This is a genomic window from Streptomyces sp. DSM 116793 (assembly GCF_057320905.1).
The window spans coordinates 4,241,621-4,262,589 of record NZ_CM170494.1; the positions used below are offsets into that span (position 1 = coordinate 4,241,621).

14 protein-coding genes and 1 tRNA gene are annotated in these 20,969 nt (G+C 70.8%); 5 read left to right on the top strand and 10 right to left on the bottom strand.

Annotated features, from left to right (window positions below; all coding sequences use genetic code 11):
• Positions 1-12: 12 nt before the first annotated feature.
• Positions 13-747 (bottom strand): nucleotide exchange factor GrpE, encoded by a 735-nt coding sequence (grpE, locus tag ACSMXW_RS16345; protein WP_485807249.1) that lies wholly within the window; start codon positions 745-747, stop codon positions 13-15.
• Complete coding sequence (gene dnaK, locus ACSMXW_RS16350) at positions 744-2,609, bottom strand: molecular chaperone DnaK (RefSeq protein ID WP_485807250.1); 1,866 nt, start codon at positions 2,607-2,609, stop codon at positions 744-746. Before dnaK ends, grpE begins: the two co-directional genes overlap by 4 nt.
• A 688-nt stretch (positions 2,610-3,297) precedes the next feature.
• Between dnaK and hrpA the strand changes: the two genes are divergently transcribed.
• The 3 genes from hrpA to ACSMXW_RS16365 all read left to right on the top strand — a co-directional run bounded on the left by hrpA (position 3,298) and on the right by ACSMXW_RS16365 (position 8,304).
• Positions 3,298-7,350, top strand: coding sequence for an ATP-dependent RNA helicase HrpA (gene hrpA / locus ACSMXW_RS16355; protein ID WP_485807252.1), 4,053 nt, complete (start codon positions 3,298-3,300; stop codon positions 7,348-7,350).
• Between the two features lie 106 nt (positions 7,351-7,456).
• A tRNA-Asp gene (locus ACSMXW_RS16360) sits at positions 7,457-7,531 on the top strand.
• Positions 7,532-8,082: 551 nt separating this feature from the next.
• On the top strand, positions 8,083-8,304 hold the full coding sequence (locus ACSMXW_RS16365) for a DUF6274 family protein (protein WP_485807254.1): 222 nt from the start codon (positions 8,083-8,085) through the stop codon (positions 8,302-8,304).
• 661 nt (positions 8,305-8,965) lie between these two features.
• Here the strand turns inward: ACSMXW_RS16365 and bldC are convergent.
• Together bldC and ACSMXW_RS16375 are read right to left on the bottom strand one after the other, a co-directional pair.
• Complete coding sequence (bldC, locus tag ACSMXW_RS16370) at positions 8,966-9,172, bottom strand: developmental transcriptional regulator BldC (protein WP_003949541.1); 207 nt, start codon at positions 9,170-9,172, stop codon at positions 8,966-8,968.
• A 583-nt stretch (positions 9,173-9,755) separates the two neighbouring features.
• Entirely contained in the window at positions 9,756-10,598 is an 843-nt protein-coding gene (locus ACSMXW_RS16375; protein WP_485807256.1) for a DUF8083 family protein, read from the bottom strand.
• Between the two features lie 244 nt (positions 10,599-10,842).
• On the opposite strand from ACSMXW_RS16375, the gene ACSMXW_RS16380 reads away from it, so the two are divergent.
• Entirely contained in the window at positions 10,843-11,952 is a 1,110-nt protein-coding gene (locus ACSMXW_RS16380; RefSeq protein ID WP_485807258.1) for a Leu/Phe/Val dehydrogenase, read from the top strand.
• A 361-nt stretch (positions 11,953-12,313) separates the two neighbouring features.
• The gene (locus ACSMXW_RS16385; protein WP_485807260.1) at positions 12,314-12,565 is read left to right on the top strand and encodes a DUF3073 domain-containing protein; all 252 of its coding nucleotides are present in this window, start codon (positions 12,314-12,316) and stop codon (positions 12,563-12,565) included.
• Positions 12,566-12,815: 250 nt separating this feature from the next.
• On the opposite strand, the gene purM is transcribed toward ACSMXW_RS16385, so the two are convergent.
• The 6 genes from purM to purS all read right to left on the bottom strand — a co-directional run bounded on the left by purM (position 12,816) and on the right by purS (position 20,723).
• Positions 12,816-13,895, bottom strand: coding sequence for a phosphoribosylformylglycinamidine cyclo-ligase (purM, locus tag ACSMXW_RS16390; RefSeq protein ID WP_485807261.1), 1,080 nt, complete (start codon positions 13,893-13,895; stop codon positions 12,816-12,818).
• A gap of 147 nt (positions 13,896-14,042) precedes the next feature.
• On the bottom strand, positions 14,043-15,569 hold the full coding sequence (purF, locus tag ACSMXW_RS16395) for an amidophosphoribosyltransferase (RefSeq protein ID WP_485807263.1): 1,527 nt from the start codon (positions 15,567-15,569) through the stop codon (positions 14,043-14,045).
• A 330-nt stretch (positions 15,570-15,899) separates the two neighbouring features.
• A complete protein-coding gene (locus ACSMXW_RS16400; protein WP_485807264.1) occupies positions 15,900-16,694 on the bottom strand; it encodes a maleylpyruvate isomerase family mycothiol-dependent enzyme in 795 nt (264 codons plus the stop codon).
• Positions 16,695-17,311: 617 nt separating this feature from the next.
• Positions 17,312-19,606, bottom strand: a complete 2,295-nt coding sequence (gene purL / locus ACSMXW_RS16405) for a phosphoribosylformylglycinamidine synthase subunit PurL (RefSeq protein WP_485807266.1) — start codon at positions 19,604-19,606, stop codon at positions 17,312-17,314.
• On the bottom strand, positions 19,603-20,331 hold the full coding sequence (gene purQ, locus ACSMXW_RS16410; protein WP_485808090.1) for a phosphoribosylformylglycinamidine synthase subunit PurQ: 729 nt from the start codon (positions 20,329-20,331) through the stop codon (positions 19,603-19,605). Before purQ ends, purL begins: the two co-directional genes overlap by 4 nt.
• 80 nt (positions 20,332-20,411) lie before the next feature.
• On the bottom strand, positions 20,412-20,723 hold the full coding sequence (purS, locus tag ACSMXW_RS16415) for a phosphoribosylformylglycinamidine synthase subunit PurS (RefSeq protein WP_485807267.1): 312 nt from the start codon (positions 20,721-20,723) through the stop codon (positions 20,412-20,414).
• Positions 20,724-20,969: the final 246 nt, after the last annotated feature.

Genomic DNA, 20,969 nt, shown 5'->3' on the forward strand with positions numbered 1-20,969 from the left:
CGGTAGGCGATGTCAGCCCTCGTCCGGGCCACCGCTGTCCCTACTGTCGGCGTTCTGCCCCTCCGAACCTTCCGTGGAGCCGTCCGCCGAGGCCTCTCCCGGCTCACCGGACGTCTCGCTCCTGCCCGGCTTGCCGGACTTCTCCTGCTTGACGTTCTGCGCGCCGGGCTGGGGCTCGGCCACCGCCACCCGCGCGGGGCGGATGGTGCGCTCGCCGAACCGATACCCAGGCTGCAGAATCGCCACGCACGTGGTCTCGGTGACGTCCGGCGCGTAACTGTGCATCAGGGCCTCGTGGACCGTCGGGTCGAAGGGCTCGCCCTCCTTGCCGAACTGCTGGAGGCCCATCTTGGCGGCGACCGTCTCCAGCGACTCGGCCACCGACTTGAAGCCGCCGACCAGCTCGCCGTGCTCCCGCGCGCGGCCGATGTCGTCCAGCACCGGGAGCAGCTCCGTCAGGAGGTTCGCGATCGCGATCTCCTTGACGGCCACCCGGTCCCGCTCGACCCGGCGGCGGTAGTTCTGGAACTCGGCCTGCAGCCTCTGGAGGTCGCCGGTGCGCTCGCCGAGCGCGCTGCGCACCTGGTCGAGCTGGGCCCGCAGCCCCGCCGTCTCGTCCCCGGCCGGGGCCGCCGCGCCCTCCTGGGAGGACTCGGCGGCCTTCTGCTCGGCGTCGTCAGGGGTGGCGCCGGAGGAGACGTCGGCGGGCTCGTGCTGCTCGTCGAAGCCCGGGGTCTCCTCCGTCACGCGGCACCGTCCTTCCGCTCCTCGTCGACGATCTCGGCGTCGACGACGTCGTCGGCGTCAGCGCCATCACCGGACTTCGCCTGCCCGGCACCGGCACCACCCGCGGCACCCGCGCCCTCGCCGGCCGCCTGGGCGTCGGCGTACATCGCCTGGCCCAGCTTCTGGGAGACCGCGGCGACCTTCTCGGTGGCCGTGCGGATCTCGGCCGTGTCGTCGCCCTTCAGCTTCTCCTTGAGGTCACCGACGGCGGTCTCGACCTCGGTCTTGATCTCGCCGGGGACCTTGTCCTCGTTGTCCTTGAGGAACTTCTCCGTCTGGTACACGAGCTGCTCGCCCTGGTTACGGGTCTCGGCGGCCTCGCGGCGCTTGTGGTCCTCCTCCGCGTACCGCTCGGCCTCCTCGCGCATCCGGTCGACCTCGTCCTTCGGCAGCGAGGAGCCGCCGGTGACGGTCATCTTCTGCTCCTTGCCGGTGCCGAGGTCCTTCGCGGTGACGTGCATGATGCCGTTCGCGTCGATGTCGAAGGAGACCTCGATCTGCGGCACGCCGCGCGGCGCCGGCGGCAGGCCCGTCAGCTCGAACATGCCGAGCTTCTTGTTGTACGCGGCGATCTCGCGCTCGCCCTGGTAGACCTGGATCTGCACCGACGGCTGGTTGTCCTCGGCGGTGGTGAAGATCTCCGAGCGCTTGGTCGGGATCGTGGTGTTCCGCTCGATCAGCTTCGTCATGATGCCGCCCTTGGTCTCGATACCCAGGGACAGCGGGGTGACGTCGAGCAGCAGGACGTCCTTGACCTCGCCCTTGAGGACGCCGGCCTGGAGCGAGGCGCCGATGGCGACGACCTCGTCCGGGTTCACGCCCTTGTTGGCCTCCTTGCCGCCGGTCAGCTCCTTGACGAGCTCGGCGACGGCCGGCATACGGGTGGAGCCACCCACCAGGACGACGTGGTCGATCTCGCCGAGCTGGATGCCCGCGTCCTTGATGACGTTGTGGAACGGCGTCTTGCAGCGCTCCAGGAGGTCGGACGTGAGCTGCTGGAACTGCGCGCGGGTCAGGCGCTCGTCCAGGTGCAGCGGGCCCTCGGCGGAGGCCGTGATGTACGGCAGGTTGATGGTCGTCTCGGTGGACGAGGACAGCTCGATCTTCGCCTTCTCCGCGGCCTCACGGAGCCGCTGCAGCGCCATCTTGTCCTTGGACAGGTCGACGCCGTGGCCGTTCGAGAACTGCTTGACCAGGTAGTCGACGATGCGCTGGTCCCAGTCGTCACCACCCAGGTGGTTGTCACCGTTGGTGGCCTTCACCTCGACGACGCCGTCGCCGATCTCCAGCAGCGAGACGTCGAAGGTACCGCCACCGAGGTCGAAGACCAGGATGGTCTGGTCGTCCTTGTCGAGGCCGTAGGCCAGGGCGGCGGCCGTGGGCTCGTTGACGATGCGCAGGACGTTCAGGCCCGCGATCTCGCCGGCCTCCTTGGTGGCCTGGCGCTCGGAGTCGTTGAAGTACGCGGGGACGGTGATCACGGCGTCCGTGACCTTCTCGCCCAGGTAGGCCTCCGCGTCCCGCTTCAGCTTCTGCAGAATGAAGGCGGAGATCTGCTGGGGGTTGAAGCCCTTGTCGTCGATGTCGATCTTCCAGCCGGTGCCCATGTGGCGCTTGACCGACCGAACCGTCCTATCGACGTTGGTGACCGCCTGACGCTTCGCGACCTCGCCGACGAGCACCTCGCCGTTCTTGGCGAAGGCGACGACGGACGGCGTGGTCCTGGCGCCCTCGGCGTTGGTGATGACGGTGGGCTCACCGCCCTCCAGAACGCTGACGACGGAGTTAGTCGTGCCCAGGTCGATGCCGACCGCACGTGCCATTTCGATTCCTCCAGCTTTATTGAGCGGATCGGACTCAAGGATGCCTCACCGAGAAGGGTGAGTCAACAGACCTGAGTCGAGCGGACTCAACTTTTATACGGCGCTTATACCTAACGGCGCCTGCCCGAGCGCACGCCACCGCAAGCCGCCGGCCGGGGCGGAGGCGGCTCCTCCCCCTTCCCCGCCTGCCCTGGCGGTGCGGGCCGGCACCGTACGGGCGCCGTACGCCGTGGGCTTGTGCCCACGCCTCAAGGGCTTGGGAGGTGCCCCCAGCCCTGCGGAACGACTGCCCACAGCGGTAGTGGGAAGCAGGAGGCCGAGCCCCACCGGGCCGCGGTCGCGTACGAGCGTGAGGGGACGTGGGGGGATGTCTGCCCTGGGGGTACCTCCCAGGCCTTTAAGGCAGTGGGGGAGGCCGGCGCCACGACCAGAGAACCCTCCAGTGGGCGGAGGGCGCCGGACCGTGGGGGCACCTCCCACGCCTTTAAGGCAGTGGGGGAGGAGATCCCCCCGCGGCCCCGCCCCACAACGAAACAGAAGGCGCCCCGGCCACAACGAAACCCGCACACGCATGGCGCCCATCCCACCCCCGATCCCCAGCCCGCCCCACCAGTCCCGAGCCCCCCGAACCCCCACCCCCCAAAACCGTTCGCCACGTATTTCCCGGAGGTGAGATCCTGGAGCCCGTATGTCCACGCACCCTGGCCCCACACCCGAGCCCCCGGCCTTCGGCACCCTCGCCCCCCGCCTCCCCCAGCTCTCCCTCCGCGACGCCCACCACCTGGGCCGCAGGCTGGAAGGCGCACGCAGGATCCGTAAGCCCGAGGCCAGGTCCGCCGTACTCGCCGAGATAGCGGCCGAGATCGAGCGGGCCGAGGCCCGCCTCGCCGCGCGCGCGGCCCGCCTGCCCGCCGTCACGTACCCCGAGCAGCTCCCGGTCAGCCAGAAGAGGGACGAGATCCTGGCGGCGATCCGCGACCACCAGGTGGTGATCGTCGCGGGCGAGACCGGCTCCGGAAAGACCACCCAGATCCCGAAGATCTGCCTGGAGCTGGGCCGTGGCGTACGCGGCATGATCGGCCACACCCAGCCCCGCAGGATCGCGGCCCGCACGGTCGCCGAGCGCGTGGCCGAGGAGCTGTCCACCCCCCTGGGCCAGGCCGTCGGCTGGAAGGTCCGCTTCACCGACCAGGTCGACCAGGACGCCACGTTCGTCAAGCTGATGACCGACGGCATCCTGCTCGCCGAGATCCAGACCGACCGCGAGCTGCGCGCCTACGACACGATCATCATCGACGAGGCCCACGAGCGTTCCCTGAACATCGACTTCCTGCTCGGCTACCTGGCCCAGCTGCTGCCGAGGCGCCCGGACCTCAAGCTGGTGATCACCTCGGCGACGATCGACCCGGAGCGCTTCTCCCGGCACTTCGGCGACGCCCCGATCGTGGAGGTCAGCGGCCGCACCTACCCGGTGGAGGTCCGCTACAGGCCGCTCCTCGAAGAAGCCGCGGAAGGCACCGCCGCGGATCCCGACCGCGACCAGATCACCGCGATCACCGACGCCGTCGAGGAGCTGATGGCCGAGGGCCAGGGGGACATCCTGGTCTTCCTCTCCGGTGAACGTGAGATCCGCGACACCGCGGAGGCCCTGGAGAAGAAGAAGTACAGATTCACGGAGATCCTGCCGCTCTACGCGCGCCTGTCACACACCGAGCAGCACCGCGTCTTCCAGGGCCACACGGGCCGCCGGATCGTCCTCGCCACCAACGTCGCCGAAACGTCCCTGACGGTCCCCGGCATCAAGTACGTCATCGACCCCGGCACGGCCCGCATCTCCCGCTACAGCCACCGCACCAAGGTGCAGCGGCTGCCCATCGAGGCGATCAGCCAGGCCAGCGCCAACCAGCGCAAGGGCCGCTGCGGCCGCACCTCGGACGGCATCTGCATCCGCCTGTACTCCGAGGACGACTTCCTCTCCCGCCCCGAGTTCACGGACGCGGAGATCCTCCGCACCAACCTGGCCTCCGTGATCCTCCAGATGACCGCGGCCGGCCTCGGCGACATCGAGAAGTTCCCCTTCATCGACCCGCCGGACCACCGCAACATCCGCGACGGCATCCAGCTCCTCCAAGAGCTCGGCGCGCTCGACCCCGAGCAGAAGGACGTCCGTAAGCGCCTCACCCCCATGGGCCGCAAGCTGGCCCAGCTCCCGGTGGACCCGCGGCTCGCCCGCATGGTCGTCGAGGCCGAGCGGAACGGCTGCGTCCGGGAGGTCATGGTGATCGCCGCCGCGCTGTCGATCCAGGACCCCCGCGAGCGCCCGTCCGACAAGCAGGCCCAGGCCGACCAGCAGCACGCCCGCTTCAAGGACGAGAGCAGCGACTTCCTGGCGTACCTCAATCTCTGGCGGTACCTGCGCGAGCAGCAGAAGGAGCGCGGTTCCTCCTCGTTCCGCAGGATGTGCAAGGCCGAGTACCTGAACTTCCTGCGGGTGCGCGAGTGGCAGGACATCTACACGCAGCTGCGCACGGTCGCGAAGCAGATGGGCATCCACGTCAACGAGGACGACGCCCCCGACCAGCAGATCCACGTCTCGCTGCTGGCCGGCCTGCTCTCCCACATCGGCATGAAGGACACCCAGGACGGCAAGGCGGCGGACGCCGCCAGGCGGGGGTCCGACGGCGCCAGGCGCTCCCAGCGGAACGAGTACCTGGGCGCCCGGAACGCCAAGTTCGCCATCTTCCCGGGCTCCGCGCTGTTCAGGAAGCCGCCCCGGTTCGTGATGTCGGCGGAGCTGGTCGAGACCTCCCGGCTGTGGGCCCGCGTCAACGCCCGTATCGAGCCCGAGTGGGTCGAACCACTGGCCCAGCACCTCGTCAAACGGACGTACTCCGAGCCGCACTGGGAGAAGGACCAGGCGGCCGTGATGGCGTACGAGAAGGTCACCCTGTACGGCGTCCCCATCGTGGCGCACCGCAAGGTGAACTACGGCCGGATCGACCCGGAGCTCTCCAGGGAGCTGTTCATCCGGCACGCGCTGGTGGAGGGCGACTGGCGCACCCACCACAAGTTCTTCGCCGCCAACCGCAGGCTCCTCACCGAGGTCGAGGACCTGGAGCACCGCGCCCGCCGCAGGGACATCCTCGTCGACGACGAGGCGCTCTTCGACTTCTACGACCAGCGGGTGCCCGAGGACGTCGTCTCCGGCGCGCACTTCGACGCCTGGTGGAAGCAGCAGCTCCGCAAGGGCGGCGAGGCCGCCGAGCTGCTGGACTTCGAGCGCTCGATGCTCATCAACGAGAAGGCCGGCCGGGTCACCAAGGACGACTACCCGGACGTCTGGCAGCAGGGCCGCCTGAGGTTCCGGGTGACCTACCAGTTCGAGCCGGGCGCGGACGCGGACGGGGTCACCGTGCACATCCCCCTCCAGGTGCTCAACCAGGTCACCCACGAGGGCTTCGACTGGCAGATCCCGGGCCTGCGCGAAGAGGTCGTCACCGAGCTGATCCGCTCCCTGCCCAAGCAGATCCGCAGGCACTACGTACCGGCACCGGACTACGCCAGGAAGTTCCTGGAGCGCGCCGAGCCCCGCCAGGAGCCGCTGACGGTCACCCTCGCCAGGGAGTTGCAGCGGATGGTGGGCGTCCCGCTGAGCGCGGACGACTTCGACTGGTCGAAGGTCCCGGACCACCTCCGCATCACGTTCCGCATCACCGACGAGCGCCGCCGGAAGCTGGACGATCGCGACGGGGCCACCGAGGACAAGGACCTGGAGGCGCTGCGGCTACGGCTGCGCCCCAAGGCCCGCAAGGCGCTCTCCCGAGCCGCCGCGGCCACCGCCGAGCGCACCGGCGGCGAGGCGATCGAGCGCAGCGGCCTGACGGACTGGACGATCGGCTCCCTGCCGCGGGTCTTCGAGACCAGGCGCGCCGGCCAGCCCGTCAAGGCGTACCCGGCACTCGTGGACGACGGTGCCGCCGGCACCGTCTCCGTACGGCTCTTCGACACCGAGGCGGAGCAGCAGGAGGCGATGCGCCGCGGCACCCGCCGCCTGATCGTGCGGAACATCCCGGTGAACCCGGCGAAGTTCGCCGCGGACCGGCTGACCAACGCCCAGAAGCTCGCCCTGTCGGCGAACCCGCACGGCTCCGTGCAGGCCCTCTTCGAGGACTGCGCCACGGCCGCCGCCGACCGGCTCATCGCGGACGCGGGCGGCCCCGTCTGGGACGAGGAGTCATACCGCAAGCTCTACGACAAGGTGCGCGCCGACATCGTCGACACCACCGTGCGCACGGTCGGCCAGGTGCAGCAGGTTCTTGCCGCCTGGCAGTCCTGCGAACGGCGTCTGAAGTCGATGCGCAGCCCGGCGCTGACGGCCAACCTGGCGGACGTGCGCGACCAGCTCGCGGCGCTCGTCGGGCCCGGCTTCGTCACGGCGACGGGCCTGGCCAGGCTGCCGGACCTGATGCGCTATCTGGTCGCCGCCGACCGGCGCCTGACGCAGATGCCGGCGAACGCCCAGCGGGACACCTCACGGATGGCGAAGATCCACGAGATGCAGGACGAGTACGCCTGGCTGCTGGAGCAGCTCCCGAAGGGACGCCCGGTGCCGCAGGAGGTGCGGGACATCCGGTGGATGATCGAGGAACTGCGGGTCAGCTACTTCGCCCACGCGCTGGGCACGGCGTACCCGGTCTCCGACAAGCGCATCATCAAGGCGATCGACGCCGCGCTCACATGACGTGCGACGACGAGCGACCCCCCGAAGGATCCGGTTCGACCTGGGGTCCCGCACTGCTGTACAGTCTCTTTCCGCAGCCCAACGCAGCTTCGGTGCTGCGAAGCAAGGTCCTGTGGAGCAGTTAGGAGTGCTCGCCACCCTGTCAAGGTGGAGGCCGCGGGTTCAAATCCCGTCAGGACCGCAGAGTGGAAGAATCTCATCCGAGCCCGCAGCCCCGGTGGTTGCGGGCTTTCTCATGCCCCTGCGCGACCCACCAGAGGCCGCGCCCGCGGCGGAGCCGCAAACCAACACAGCACATCCCGTCAGGACCGCACAGTCGAACAACCTCACCCAAGCCCGCAGCCCCGGTGGTTGCGGGCTTTCTCATGCCCCCGGCCCGCGGCTACCCCGGCTCGCGGGCTTTCCCGTGCTCCCCATGCCGCCGCCCCCGGCGCACTCCGCTCCCCGCGCAACCAAAGTATTTCGGCCTACTACATGTGCACCCCGCTCAGCACCATGTCACCCGGCATCAGGCATATGCCAGGCCAATTCAGGGGCGGCAAACCGGATAATACCCCCTGATTTCATCGCCCTACAACGACGGGAAGACGGGCCGCCCCGGCTGTCCGGATGCACATGTTCTCCCGGCCAAGGCCCACAGGATCATCGCGGTGCGTCTTGACCGCCTCACATTCCGTCGGTACTCAGACATGTGGGACCGCTGCCCGTTGCCAGCGGCCATGGAGGTGGGGAATGCCGGCATCCGCGAGGCACGAGACGCGCGCTCTTCTGCGCGCCCACCTGTCAGCCGCGACCGGCTACCGCCACCTGACCCGCCGCTGCCCCATATGCCACCAGCTCCAGCGCCTCGCCATGGAGCCCTCTCAGGCCCCCGGGACGGCCCCCGGCGCCCAAGAGCCCACCCCCGTCCTGCAGGCGCTCCAGCCGGGCGAGGAGAGCTTCCCGGAGGCCTGAGGCGCCGTCAGCCAGGCGCCCGTCGGCCACAATCCCCGGACGGCGCGCCGCGCGCGCCGGCACGCCCCACCGGACGCACTCCTCGCGCGCCGGACGGCGCGCCGTGCTGCATTACGGCGCCCGGACCCCGATCCTTGGTACGGGCCCCGGTCCGCACACCCCCCGCACACCCGACACACCCCGATGCGCCGAACAACGTCCCAGCGCGCCCCATTAGCGCAGGAGCCACCCGAACAACAAGCATCCTGCACTGTGACGGGTGTCACCCAAGGTTTTTCGGAGCCCGCCTCACTTACCCGTGCCCTACAACTGGTCAATTTAATATGTGCAATTGCACTACCCGCCGAGCACCTTCGCTCGTCCCGCAAGACCCCCACTCCGGCGCATGCGCCCGCACGTCTCACGATGTGATCGCGCGGCCTCGAACGCGCCCCGCCGCACTCCCGTCCGCCCCCGGCGCACGCCCCCGGCCCGTGCGCCCCACCGCGGCCGGACACAAAAAGATCGCGCTGGACCCGGCGGAGTCCAGCGCGACCGACGACGCACCCTGTCATGTACCCGGGTACGGGCCCTGTTGGGGCAGGACCCTCGTCGTGTGGAGCTGAGGTCCGGGCCTGCCTCGGGTTGGGGGAACCCGTGAGATGCCCGGGTTATGCGGTTTTCAGGCCTCGCTGCGCTGCTGCGGGATGCCCGCGAGCAGTGCGCGGACCTCCGCCTCGCGGTAGCGGCGGTGCCCGCCGAGCGTGCGGATCGACGTGAGCTTGCCTGCCTTCGCCCAGCGCGTCACCGTCTTCGGGTCGACGCGGAACATGGTGGCAACCTCAGCGGGGGTCAGCAGCGGCTCGGCATCAGGGGTGCGAGCGGTCATGAGCGGCCTCCTCGGGAGAACCGAACCTTCTCGGTTCTTTCCTCTAAATTCTGCACCTTGACCCGCGTTGCCCGAAATGGCGGACGCGAGTCGAGTCGGTTATAGGACGAACGGCTTGTCCTCGGCACTACAACTACACCATCTGTCCAGCCGCGTCGGCCAAACCGATGGAATTGCCCTCCCAGGTGTTCATCAGCGACGGAAGCCGATGGACCGGGCCATAGCGGACAGTCACGCCACTGTGACGATCAGTCACTGAGCGATCACCAGAGACAGCAGCGCCCCCCAAAGCGTGCAATGCTGGGCATCCCACCCATAGATGGATGGAGGGAGCCTTCCCCGGACTCCTTGTCCTATTTTGGCACGAGGAGGGGCGATGGACGCAAGAGCCCTGAAAGTGCGGTCCGTCACGCTTGACACAAAGGCCCGGATACTCACGTCTGTCCCTCACACCCCCGCTCATCAGCGCCCGGACAGCCGTCCCGACAGACCCCTGACAGGCCCGCTTGAGACGGCCGGGCAGCCAACTCCCGAGCCGGTTCGCCCGCTGGCGGTCGCGTCGTACGCCGACCGCCGGCCCCCGTCAGTTCGCCGACTGCCGGTCCCGCACCGTCCGCCAGCGCTCCACCAGACGGGCGTACGCCTCACCCGCCGTCTCCCCGTCGCCCTTGCGCAGCGCGTCGATGCCCTCCGCGACGTCCGCGGCCGAGTGGTCGGCGGCCAGGTGCTCCTCGGGGAGCGCGTGCACCAGGCCGCCGTAGTCCAGTTCGACCAGCGAGCGCGGGTGGAACTCCTCCAGCCAGCGGCCGACGTCGAAGAGCCCCTCGATGAGCGGCCCTTCGTCCAGTGTCTCCTTGAGCGCGCGCAGCCCGCGCGCCACCCGCCGCCGGGCCTGCACCATCGGGGTGCGGTAGCGCAGCATCGGGGGTGTCTGCCCGGACCGCTTCTCGTAGACCCGCTCCTCGTCCGAGACCAGCACGAACCAGTTCAGCGGGACGTGCCACGTCGCCGTGCGGATCCAGGGGCGCGCGTCCGGGTTGAGGGCGCGCCAGCGCTCGTAGTCGGCGGCCGTCTGGCGGCGCACCACCGGCGGCAGCACGGCGTCGAGCACCGGCGGGGCGAGCTGGCCGTCCAGCGCGTCCAGCGCCTGCCAGCCGCGCAGCCGGGTGCGCCACGGGCAGACGCAGAGCACCCCGTCGACCTCCGTGACGAACGCGTCGTCGCTCTCGTGCACCGGCACGGGCACCGGCGGGGTGGGCAGCAGGTCGGTGAGCGAGCGGCGCAGCTCGTCCTGGTACGAGGGGCGGTCCCGGCGCTCGGCATAGCGCGCCCAGTGGGTCCGCTCCGGCTCGGGGAAGGCGGCCAGCGGCTCGTACACGCGCAGGTAGGACGCGTACGGCACGATCAGCGAGGACACCTTGGGCACTCCTGCTGCCTCCCCTGTCGAAGCCTGCAAAACGCCGGGCGGAGCTGGAAAGCTCTGCGACAACCCAGCAAATCGTCCCATGCCCGTACTCCGCGAGAGGGTGATCCCCGGCACTGGACGATCGCCGGGTGCGCCGAGGCTCTAGTCTCGTGCTCAACAGGCGTCCGCAGCGCTTCCCCTGCCACAAGCGGGGGACCCCCAGGGCTCCTCCCCACTCCGCCGCAACCACCCGGGAGTCACCACAGTGACCGACGCGACCGACGGCGTCCTGCACACCCTGTTCGGCTCTGACCAGCATCCGGACCAAGGGGGACACGAGCAGGTCGTCCTCTGCCAGGACCGTGCCAGTGGCCTCAAGGCCATCATCGCCATCCACTCGACCGCACTGGGCCCCGCCCTCGGCGGCACCCGGTTCTACCCGTACGCCACCGAGGACGAGGCCTTCACCGACGCGCTGAACCTCGCGCGCGGCATGTCGTACAAGAACGCCATGGCCGGGCTCGACCACGGCGGCGGCAAAGCGGTGATCATCGGGGATCCGGAGCAGATCAAGACGGAGGAGCTGCTGCTCGCCTACGGCCGGTTCGTGGCCTCCCTGGGCGGCCGGTACGTCACGGCCTGTGACGTGGGCACCTATGTCGCGGACATGGACGTGGTGGCGCGCGAGTGCCGCTGGACGACCGGCCGGTCGCCCGAGCACGGCGGCGCGGGCGACTCATCCGTGCTGACCGCCTTCGGCGTGTTCCAGGGCATGCGGGCCTCGGCGCAGCACCTGTGGGGCGAGCCGTCGCTGCGCGGGCGCACGGTCGGCGTCGCGGGCGTCGGCAAGGTCGGGCACCACCTCGTGGAGCACCTGCTCCAGGACGGCGCGCGGGTCGTCGTCACGGACGTCCGCGAGGAGTCGGTGCGCCGGGTGACGGGTGCGCACCCCGAGGTCACGGTCGTGCGGGACACCGACGAGCTGATCCGCACCCCGGGCCTCGACGTCTACGCCCCCTGCGCACTGGGCAGCGCCCTGAACGACGACACCGTGCCGGTGCTCACCGCGCGCGCGGTGTGCGGCGCGGCCAACAACCAGCTCGCCCATCCGGGCGTCGAGAAGGACCTCGCCGACCGGGGGATCCTGTACGCGCCCGACTACGTCGTGAACGCCGGCGGCGTCATCCAGGTGGCCGAAGAGCTCAACGGCTTCGACTTCGAACGGTGCCGGGCGAAGGCCGCACGGATCTACGACACCACGCTCGATATATTCGCTCGTGCGAAGGCTGACGGCATTCCGCCCGCCGCGGCGGCCGACCGCCTCGCGGAGCAGCGCATCGCCGACGCCGCGTCCCGCACCGCCACTCGCCACTGAGCCCCGGGGACCGTTGCCCCTCTCGGGTCCGCCCCGTGCCCCGGGGGCGCGGGGCGGACCCGATATGTCCTCCGCACGCAGGCGAGGGGGAGACGGATTCGCGACGGACGGGAGAGATGACTCACCCCCGTCGGCGGGTCGTACCCCATAAGAGGCTAAAATTGGAGTTGACCAGCAAGGACAGGGCGCCTTGCGGGTTTCGTACAGGGGCACGTCCTGTGGGCGACGTACCGTACGGGCGCGGAAGCAGGTACGGTTGAAGCCCTACGGACCGGGTCTCTCTGCGGAGAGCCCGTTCCAGATCATGAACGCGTGTCAAGACTCTGGGGCCGTCGAGCCCCGTCACCGAGGGGGTCGAGCCATGGGGCGCGGCCGGGCCAAGGCCAAGCAGACGAAGGTCGCCCGTCAGCTGAAGTACAACAGCGGTGGGACCGACCTCGCACGCCTGGCTAGCGAGCTGGGCGCATCGACTTCGAGCCAGCCGCCGAACGGCGAGCCGTTCGAGGACGATGAGGACGACGACCCGTACGCACAGTACGCGGATCTCTACAACGACAATGACGACGACGAGGAAGAAGACTCCGGTCCCTCGTCAGGCCGCCGCGGCGCTTGACTGCCGGGCAGCGCACGTCACCGTCCGGTCGCGGGCCCTCCGCCAGGGACTCGTAGCCACCGCACCTCTCCCGGTCCGGGCCACAGCGCCGGGCCGGGTTTAGTGCTGCCTCGGCCAGGGGGCCGGGGGCGACGGCATCGGCATCGGCATCGGCCCATCCGGGCCCGACCGGTCGGTGCCGCCAACCCGGGCGGCGGAAGCCAACCGGGGCCTCGGGCCAGGCGTCGCCCACCACGTCTCCCGCCCCGCCTCAGCTCGCGTAGTCGCCCGTCAGCGCGGCGCCGGTCGCGTGGCCGGCCTCGCGCGGGACGACCTCGCCGGCGACCCAGGCCGTGACGCCCCGCTCGGCGAGGAGGGTCAGGGCGGGGTTGGCGGCGGCCTCCGGGAGCACGGCGAACATGCCGACGCCCATGTTCAGGGTCCGCTCCAGCTCCAGCTGCTCGACCCGGCCCACCCTGCCGACCAGCTCGAAGACGGGGGCGGGCGCCCAGGTGGCGCGGTCCACCACGGCGTGCAGCCCCTCGGGGACGACGCGGGCCAGATTGGCCGCGAGGCCGCCGCCGGTGACATGGCTGAAGGCGTGTACCCCGGTCTCCCGGGCCAGTGCCAGACAGTCCAGCGAGTAGATCTTCGTCGGCTCCAGCAGCTCCTCCCCGAGGGTCCTGCCGAGTTCCGCCACCGTCCCGTCCAGCGGCATGCCGGCCCCGTCGAGCAGCACATGCCGAACGAGCGAGTACCCGTTCGAGTGAAGACCGGAGGACGCCATGGCGACGATCACATCGCCGGCGCGGACCCGGTCGGGCCCCAGCAGCTCCGCGGCCTCGACGACGCCCGTGCCGGCGCCGGCCACATCGAAGTCGTCGGGCCCGAGCAGCCCCGGGTGCTCGGCCGTCTCCCCGCCGACCAGGGCGCACCCGGCGAGCACACAGCCCTCGGCGATGCCCTTGACGATGGCGGCGACCCGCTCCGGGTGCAGCTTGCCCACGCAGATGTAGTCCGTCATGAACAGCGGCTCGGCCCCGCACACCACGATGTCGTCCATGACCATCGCCACCAGGTCGTGCCCGATGGTGTCGTACACGCCGAGCCGGCGGGCCAGGTCGACCTTGGTACCGACGCCGTCGGTGGCGGAGGCCAGCAGGGGCCGCTCGTAGCGGGTGAGCGCGGAGGCGTCGAAGAGGCCCGCGAAGCCGCCGAGGCCGCCCAGCACCTCGGGGCGGCGGGTCTTCTTCACCCACTCCTTCATCAGCTCGACGGCGCGGTCGCCCGCTTCGATGTCGACGCCCGCACGTGCGTAGCTGGCACCGGGAGTCGCTGGTGACTCGGACATGACGGAAGGCCTTCGGGTCGGTTTCTGGACGGCTGAATGGGCGACTGGGGGCGACTGGGAGGCGTCTGGAGGCCGGGGCGGCCGCCAGGGGCGGCGGATGGCCCAGGTGGCACGGTGGGCCGTGCGGGGCCGCCGGCGGGCGGGGCGCTACGGGCGGCGCAGCGCCTCCGTGGCCGCGGTGGCCGCGGGGCCCGCGGCCAGCTCGGTCTCCAGCAGCTGCTTGCCGAGCAGCTCCGGGTCGGGCAGGTCCATCGGGTACTCGCCGTCGAAGCAGGCCCGGCAGAGGTTCCCCTTGGGGATGGTGGTGGCCGCGATCATGCCGTCGATGGAGATGTACGAGAGGGAGTCGGCGCCCAGCGACTTGCCGATCTCGTCGATCGACATGCCGTTGGCGATCAGCTCGGCGCGGGTGGCGAAGTCGATGCCGAAGAAGCACGGCCACTTCACCGGCGGCGAGGAGATCCTGACGTGCACCTCGGCGGCGCCCGCCTCGCGCAGCATCTTCACCAGCGCGCGCTGGGTGTTGCCGCGCACGATGGAGTCGTCCACGACGACCAGCCGCTTGCCCTTGATGACCTCGCGCAGCGGGTTCAGCTTCAGCCGGATGCCGAGCTGCCGGATGGTCTGGGACGGCTGGATGAAGGTGCGGCCGACGTAGGCGTTCTTCACCAGACCGCTGCCGAACGGGATGCCGGACTCCTCGGCGTACCCGATGGCGGCCGGGGTGCCGGACTCGGGGGTGGCTATGACGAGGTCGGCCTCCGCCGGGGCCTCGCGGGCGAGCGTGCGGCCCATCTCGACCCGGCTGAGGTAGACGTTCCGGCCGGCGATGTCGGTGTCCGGGCGGGCCAGGTAGACGTACTCGAAGACACAGCCCTTGGGCTTCGCTTCCGCGAAGCGGGTGGAGCGCAGGCCGTTCTCGTCGATGGCGACGAACTCGCCCGGCTCGATCTCGCGGACGAAGCTGGCGCCGCAGATGTCCAGCGCGGCGGTCTCCGAGGCGACCACCCAGCCGCGCTCCAGGCGGCCGAGCACGAGCGGGCGCATGCCCTGCGGGTCCCGCGCCGCGTACAGCGTGTGCTCGTCCATGAAGGCGAGGGAGAAGGCGCCCTTGACCGCCGGCAGCACCTTCACGGCCGCGGCCTCGACGGTGAGCGGCTGCTCCTCGTCGTCCACCTGGTTGGCGAGCAGGGAGGTGATCAGGTCCGTGTCGTTGGTCGCGGAGACCCGGGGGGTGTGGCCGTTCTCCTTGGGGAGGTCGGCGACCATCCCGGCGAGCTCGGCCGTGTTGACCAGGTTGCCGTTGTGGCCGAGGGCGATGGAACCGTAGCCGGTGGCCCGGAACGTCGGCTGTGAGTTCTCCCACACCGAGGCGCCGGTGGTGGAGTACCGGGTGTGTCCGACCGCGATATGGCCCTGAAGGGAGCTGAGGGAGGTCTCGTCGAAGACCTGGGAGACCAGGCCCATGTCCTTGAAGACGAGGATCTGGGAGCCGTTGCTGACCGCGATACCCGCGGATTCCTGGCCCCGATGCTGGAGGGCGTAGAGCCCGAAGTACGTGAGCTTGGCGACCTCTTCGCCCGGGGCCCAGACACCGAAGACGCCACACGCGTCCTGGGGGCCCTTCTCACCGGGGAGCAGGTCGTGGCTGAGTCGTCCGTCACCACGTGGCACGCAACCGAGTGTAGGCGAGATCGACCACTGGTCCGAATTGGGGATGCGGGAGGGGCCCCCATGCTATACGGAGGGTGACGAGCGGGTGACGCGGGGGCCGTCGTGGGCCGTCGTGGGCCGTCGTGGGCCGTCGTGGGCCGTCGTGGGCCGTCGTGGGCCGTCGTGGGCCTCGAGGGCCACGGTCCGGTCGTGCCTCACTCCCGGCGGTGCCTCACTCCCGGCGGTGCCTTGGTCCGGCGCCCGCCTCGCCGGCCGGCCCGGCGAGGGTCGTGACCTCCCCGGTCCGGCGTCCGTCTCGGCGGGGTCCGGTTTCCCGGTCGTGGGCCTCGTTCAGCTCATCACCGGAAGCAGATCCGCGAGGTCGGAGCGTTCGCCGCTGGCGCTGATCCTGGCCTCGGCGAGCTCCGTGCGCCACTGCGCGCGGCCGGTGGCGAGGCGTATCCAGGTGAGCGGGTCGGTCTCGACGACGCTGGGCGGGGTGCCACGGGTGTGCCGGGGTCCCGCGACGCACTGGACGACGGCGAACGGCGGGATCCGCACCTCCGTGGCGCCGCCCGGGGCCTTGGCGGCGAGCGCGTCGGCCAGCAGCCGGGTGGTGGCGGCCAGTGCCCGGCGGTCGAGCGGGATGCCGAGGCCGGCGGCGCGGTTCAGGTCGTCGGTGTGCACCACCAGCTCGACGGCCCTGGTGACCAGGTAGTCCGTGAGGTTCATGGCGCCGGCGTTGGTGGTGACGAGGCGCTCGGCTCCGGCGGCCTCCATCCGGTCGGCGAACCGGGCCGCCGTCTCCTCGTAGAGCGCGAGCAGGTCGGGGTGGGCGGCGGCGTGGGCGCGGGTGCCCTCGTCGACGGCGGCGGCCCTGGCCGACGTGCCGAGCGCCCAGTCTGTGACGTTCGTCTCCTGCTTGGCGGGCTCCGGGGCGTCCAGGCCGCGCACGATCGCGTTCGGCGCGAGGGTCAGGTGGGCGACGAGATCACGTACGGTCCACTCGCCGAGCGCCGTCGGGCCCGCCAGCTGCTCCTCCGTGAGGCCCCGCACGGCCTCGTGCACCAGCCCGAACTGGGCGCGCACGGCCGCCCGCGCCTTCGCGGGATCGTACTGGCGCCGCCGTTTCCCCGTTGCCGTCATGCCGCCGAGCTTACGGTGCCGGGGTGGGGCCCGGCACCGAATATCGAGACCGGCCCCGGTGCCCTCGACGCGACAGCCGGCCCGCGCCTCTGGGCCGCCGTCCTGCGCATCTTGGGGCCGCGCCCCGCACCTCTCGGGGCCGCGCCCCGCACCTCTTCGGCTCGGTGGCCCCGGTACGGCAGGGGCTGCCCCTCCGGGCCGGTGGCGATGTGCGGGCATCGTCCGGGCCGGTCGCGCAGTTCCCCGCGCCCCTTCCGGGGCCACCCCTGCCGGAGCGGTCAGGATGCCCCCTCAGGGGCGCGGGGAACTGCGCGCGCAACCACAACGAGCCGGCGGTCGATCCACGACGGCAAGGGGCAGGACGAAAAGGGGCGCGGGGAACTGCGCGAACAACCACGACGCACCAGCAGTCGATCCACGACAGCAAGGGGCAGGACCTCCGACAGGGGCGCGGGGCCGTGTCGATGCGTGCTCCGCCACAGGGGCGCGGAAACCACCCGCAGAGCCCGGGGCCCGGGGCCCGGGGCCAGCGGAAAACCGCCCCGGACCGCGGCCCCGGCACAACCGGGCGGGAGCCCGCAGAGCCCCGCGGGAGCCCGCAGAGCCCCCGCCCAGGCCTAGGCGAGGAGCGCCGGAATCGTGCCCTCGTACACGTCCCGCAGCTCACCGAGCGGCACGCTGAACTCGCCCTGCACCTCGACCGCGTCCCCGTCCACGACCCCGATCCGCGTGGCGGGCAACCCGCGCGCGCCGCACATGTCGGTGAACCTGACCTCCTCGGAGCGCGGCACGGCGACCACCGCACGGCCCGCAGACTCCGAGAACAGGAACGTGAACGCGGAGAGCCCGTCCGGCACCACCAGGCGCGCCCCGTGGCCACCCCGCAGGCAGGACTCGGTGACCGCCTGGATCAGGCCGCCGTCGGAGAGGTCGTGCGCCGCGTCGATCATGCCGTCCCTGGAGGCGGCGATCAGGACCTCGGCGAGCAGCCGCTCCCTCTCCAGGTCCACCTTCGGCGGCAGCCCGCCGAGGTGGTCGTGGACGACCTGGGACCACGCGGAGCCGCCGAACTCCTCGGCGGTGTCGCCGAGCAGGTACAGCTGCTGCCCCTCCGTGGCGAACGCGGACGGCGTCCTGCACGCGACGTCGTCGATGACACCGAGGACGGCGATCACGGGCGTCGGGTGGATGGCCGCCTCACCCGTCTGGTTGTAGAGCGAGACATTGCCGCCGGTGACCGGCGTGCCCAGCACCTGGCAGCCGTCCGCGAGGCCGCGGATCGCCTCCGTGAACTGCCACATGACAGCGGGGTCCTCCGGCGAGCCGAAGTTCAGGCAGTCGGAGACGGCCAGCGGCCGGGCACCGGTCGTCGCCACATTGCGGTACGCCTCGGCGAGCGCGAGCTGCGCACCGGTGTACGGGTCGAGCTTGGTGTACCGGCCGTTCCCGTCGGTGGCGAGGGCGATGCCCAGACCGGTCTCCTCGTCGACCCGAAGCATCCCGGAGTCCTCGGGCTGCGCCAGCACGGTGTTGCCCTGCACGAAACGGTCGTACTGGGAGGTGATCCACGCCTTGGAGGCCTGGTTCGGCGAGCCGACCAGCTTCAGGACCTGGGCGCGCAGCTCCGCGGAGTCGGCCGGCCTGGGGAGCGCGTTCGCGTCGTCCGCCTGGAGGGCGTCCTGCCACTGGGGGCGGCGGTAGGGGCGGTCGTAGACCGGGCCCTCGTGGGCGACGGTGCGGGCATCGACGTCGACGATCTTCTCGCCGTGCCAGTAGATCTCCAGCCGGTCACCGTCGGTGACCTCGCCGATGACGGTGGCGATCACGTCCCACTTGTCGCAGATCTCCAGGAAGCGGTCCACCTTGTCGGGCTCCACGACCGCGCACATCCGCTCCTGCGACTCGCTCATGAGGATCTCCTCGGGCGAGAGCGTGGAGTCGCGCAGCGGAACGTCGTCCAGGGTGACGCGCATGCCGCCGGAGCCGTTGGACGCGAGCTCGCTGGTGGCGCAGGACAGGCCCGCGGCCCCCAGGTCCTGCATGCCGACGACCAGCTTCTCGGCGAACGCCTCCAGGGTGCACTCGATGAGCAGCTTCTCCTGGAAGGGGTCCCCGACCTGGACGGCGGGCCTCTTGGAGGGCTTTGCGTCGTCAAACGTCTCCGAGGCGAGGATCGACGCGCCGCCGATGCCGTCGCCGCCGGTCCTGGCCCCGTAGAGGATGACCTTGTTGCCGGCGCCGGAGGCCTTGGCGAGGTGGATGTCCTCGTGCCGCATCACGCCGATCGCCCCGGCGTTCACCAGCGGGTTGCCCTGGTAGCAGGCGTCGAAGACGGTCTCGCCGCCGATGTTGGGCAGGCCCAGGCAGTTGCCGTACCCGCCGATGCCGGCGACCACGCCGGGCAGCACCCGCTTGGTGTCGGGGTGGTCGGCGGCGCCGAACCGCAGCGGGTCGACGACGGCGACCGGGCGGGCGCCCATCGCGATGATGTCCCGGACGATGCCGCCGACACCGGTGGCCGCGCCCTGGTAGGGCTCCACATAGGAGGGGTGGTTGTGGGACTCCACCTTGAAGGTGACGGCATAGCCCTGGCCGATGTCGACGACACCGGCGTTCTCGCCTATGCCGACCAGCAGGGCGTCGCTCTGGGGGGCCTTCTCCCCGAACTGGCGCAGGTGCTTCTTGGAGGACTTGTAGCTGCAGTGCTCGGACCACATCACCGAGTACATGGCCAGCTCCGCGCCGGTGGGCCGGCGGCCGAGCACCTCGCGCACGCGCTCGTACTCGTCCTTCTTCAGGCCGAGTTCGGCCCAGGGCTGCTCGACGTCGGGGGTGGCCGCCGCGTGCTCGACGGTGTCCAGCTTCGACGGGGCCGCGCCGGGGGACCCCGCCCCTGAGGGGGTGCGACTCATGCGAGGGCGCCTTCCATGACGGACCTGAGGATCGAGGTGAAGAACGGGAGGCCGTCGGTGCGGCCGGTGCCGACGAGCGGGTCCGTGGCGTGCTCCGGGTGCGGCATCAGGCCGACGACGTTGCCCTGGGCGTTGCAGATGCCGGCGATGCGGCGCAGCGATCCGTTCGGGCTGGCCTGTGCGGTGGGCGGGTAGGCGGTGTGCCCGGTGCTCGGGGCGCCGGTACGGCCGGCGTAGCGGAAGACGACGCGTCCCTCGGCCTCCAGCATGTCGAGGGTGCGCTCGTCGGCGACGTAGCGCCCGTCCATGTTCTTCAGCGGGATGTGGATCTCCTGGCCCGCCTCGTAGTCGGTCGTCCAGGCCGTCCCGGCGTTCTCCACGCGCAGCTTCTGGTCGCGGCAGATGAAGTGCAGGTGGTCGTTGCCGAGCATGGCGCCGGGCAGCAGGTGGGCCTCGGTGAGCACCTGGAAGCCGTTGCAGATGCCGAGGACGGGCATGCCCTCCCTGGCCCGCTCGACGACCGTCTCCATCACCGGCGAGAACCGTGAGATCGAGCCGGCGCGGAGGTAGTCGCCGTAGGAGAAGCCGCCCGGGAGGACCACCGCGTCGACCTGCCCCAGGTTCCTGTCCTTGTGCCAGAGCGGCACCGGCTCGGCACCGGCGAGCCGGACCGCGCGCTGGGTGTCCCGGTCGTCGAGGCTGCCGGGGAAGGTGACGACGCCGATCCGGACGTTCCGGCCGAGGCCTTCGTCCTGGGCGGCTCCGGGGCCGTCGCCCGGGGTGGCGGCGGCGGACGGGCGCACGGTCACTTCTCCGCCCCCGCGGTCACGGCGGCCGCCGGTGCGCTCTCCGCGCTCGCGGCGGCGCCGGGCGCGTCCTCGACCTTGACGTCGAAGTTCTCGATCACGGTGTTGGCGAGGAACGATTCCGCGAGTTCCCGGATGCGGGCGAGCGCGGCGTCGTCGACGGGGCCGTCGACTTCGAGTTCGAAGCGCTTTCCCTGGCGGACATCGGAGATGCCCTCGAAGCCGAGACGCGGCAGCGCACGCTGGACGGCCTGTCCCTGAGGGTCGAGGATCTCGGGCTTGAGCATGACGTCGACTACGACGCGTGCCACTGGCACTCCCGGGTGTGTGGGGCTGAGCAGGCAACGCCTTCAGACTACCCGGACAAAATTTCTACGCGGGTAGAAACCTAGCTACTCACAGGTAACATGATGCCCCACACATTCTTCCGGACGCCGCCCCCACACCCTGACGAGGCGTCTGACCTGCTGCGCGCCGCCCGGCGCCGGCCCGGCCCGCGACGCCGCTTCACCAAAAATTCTGGGAAAAATCGCAGATCCACAATGAACCTGGACACG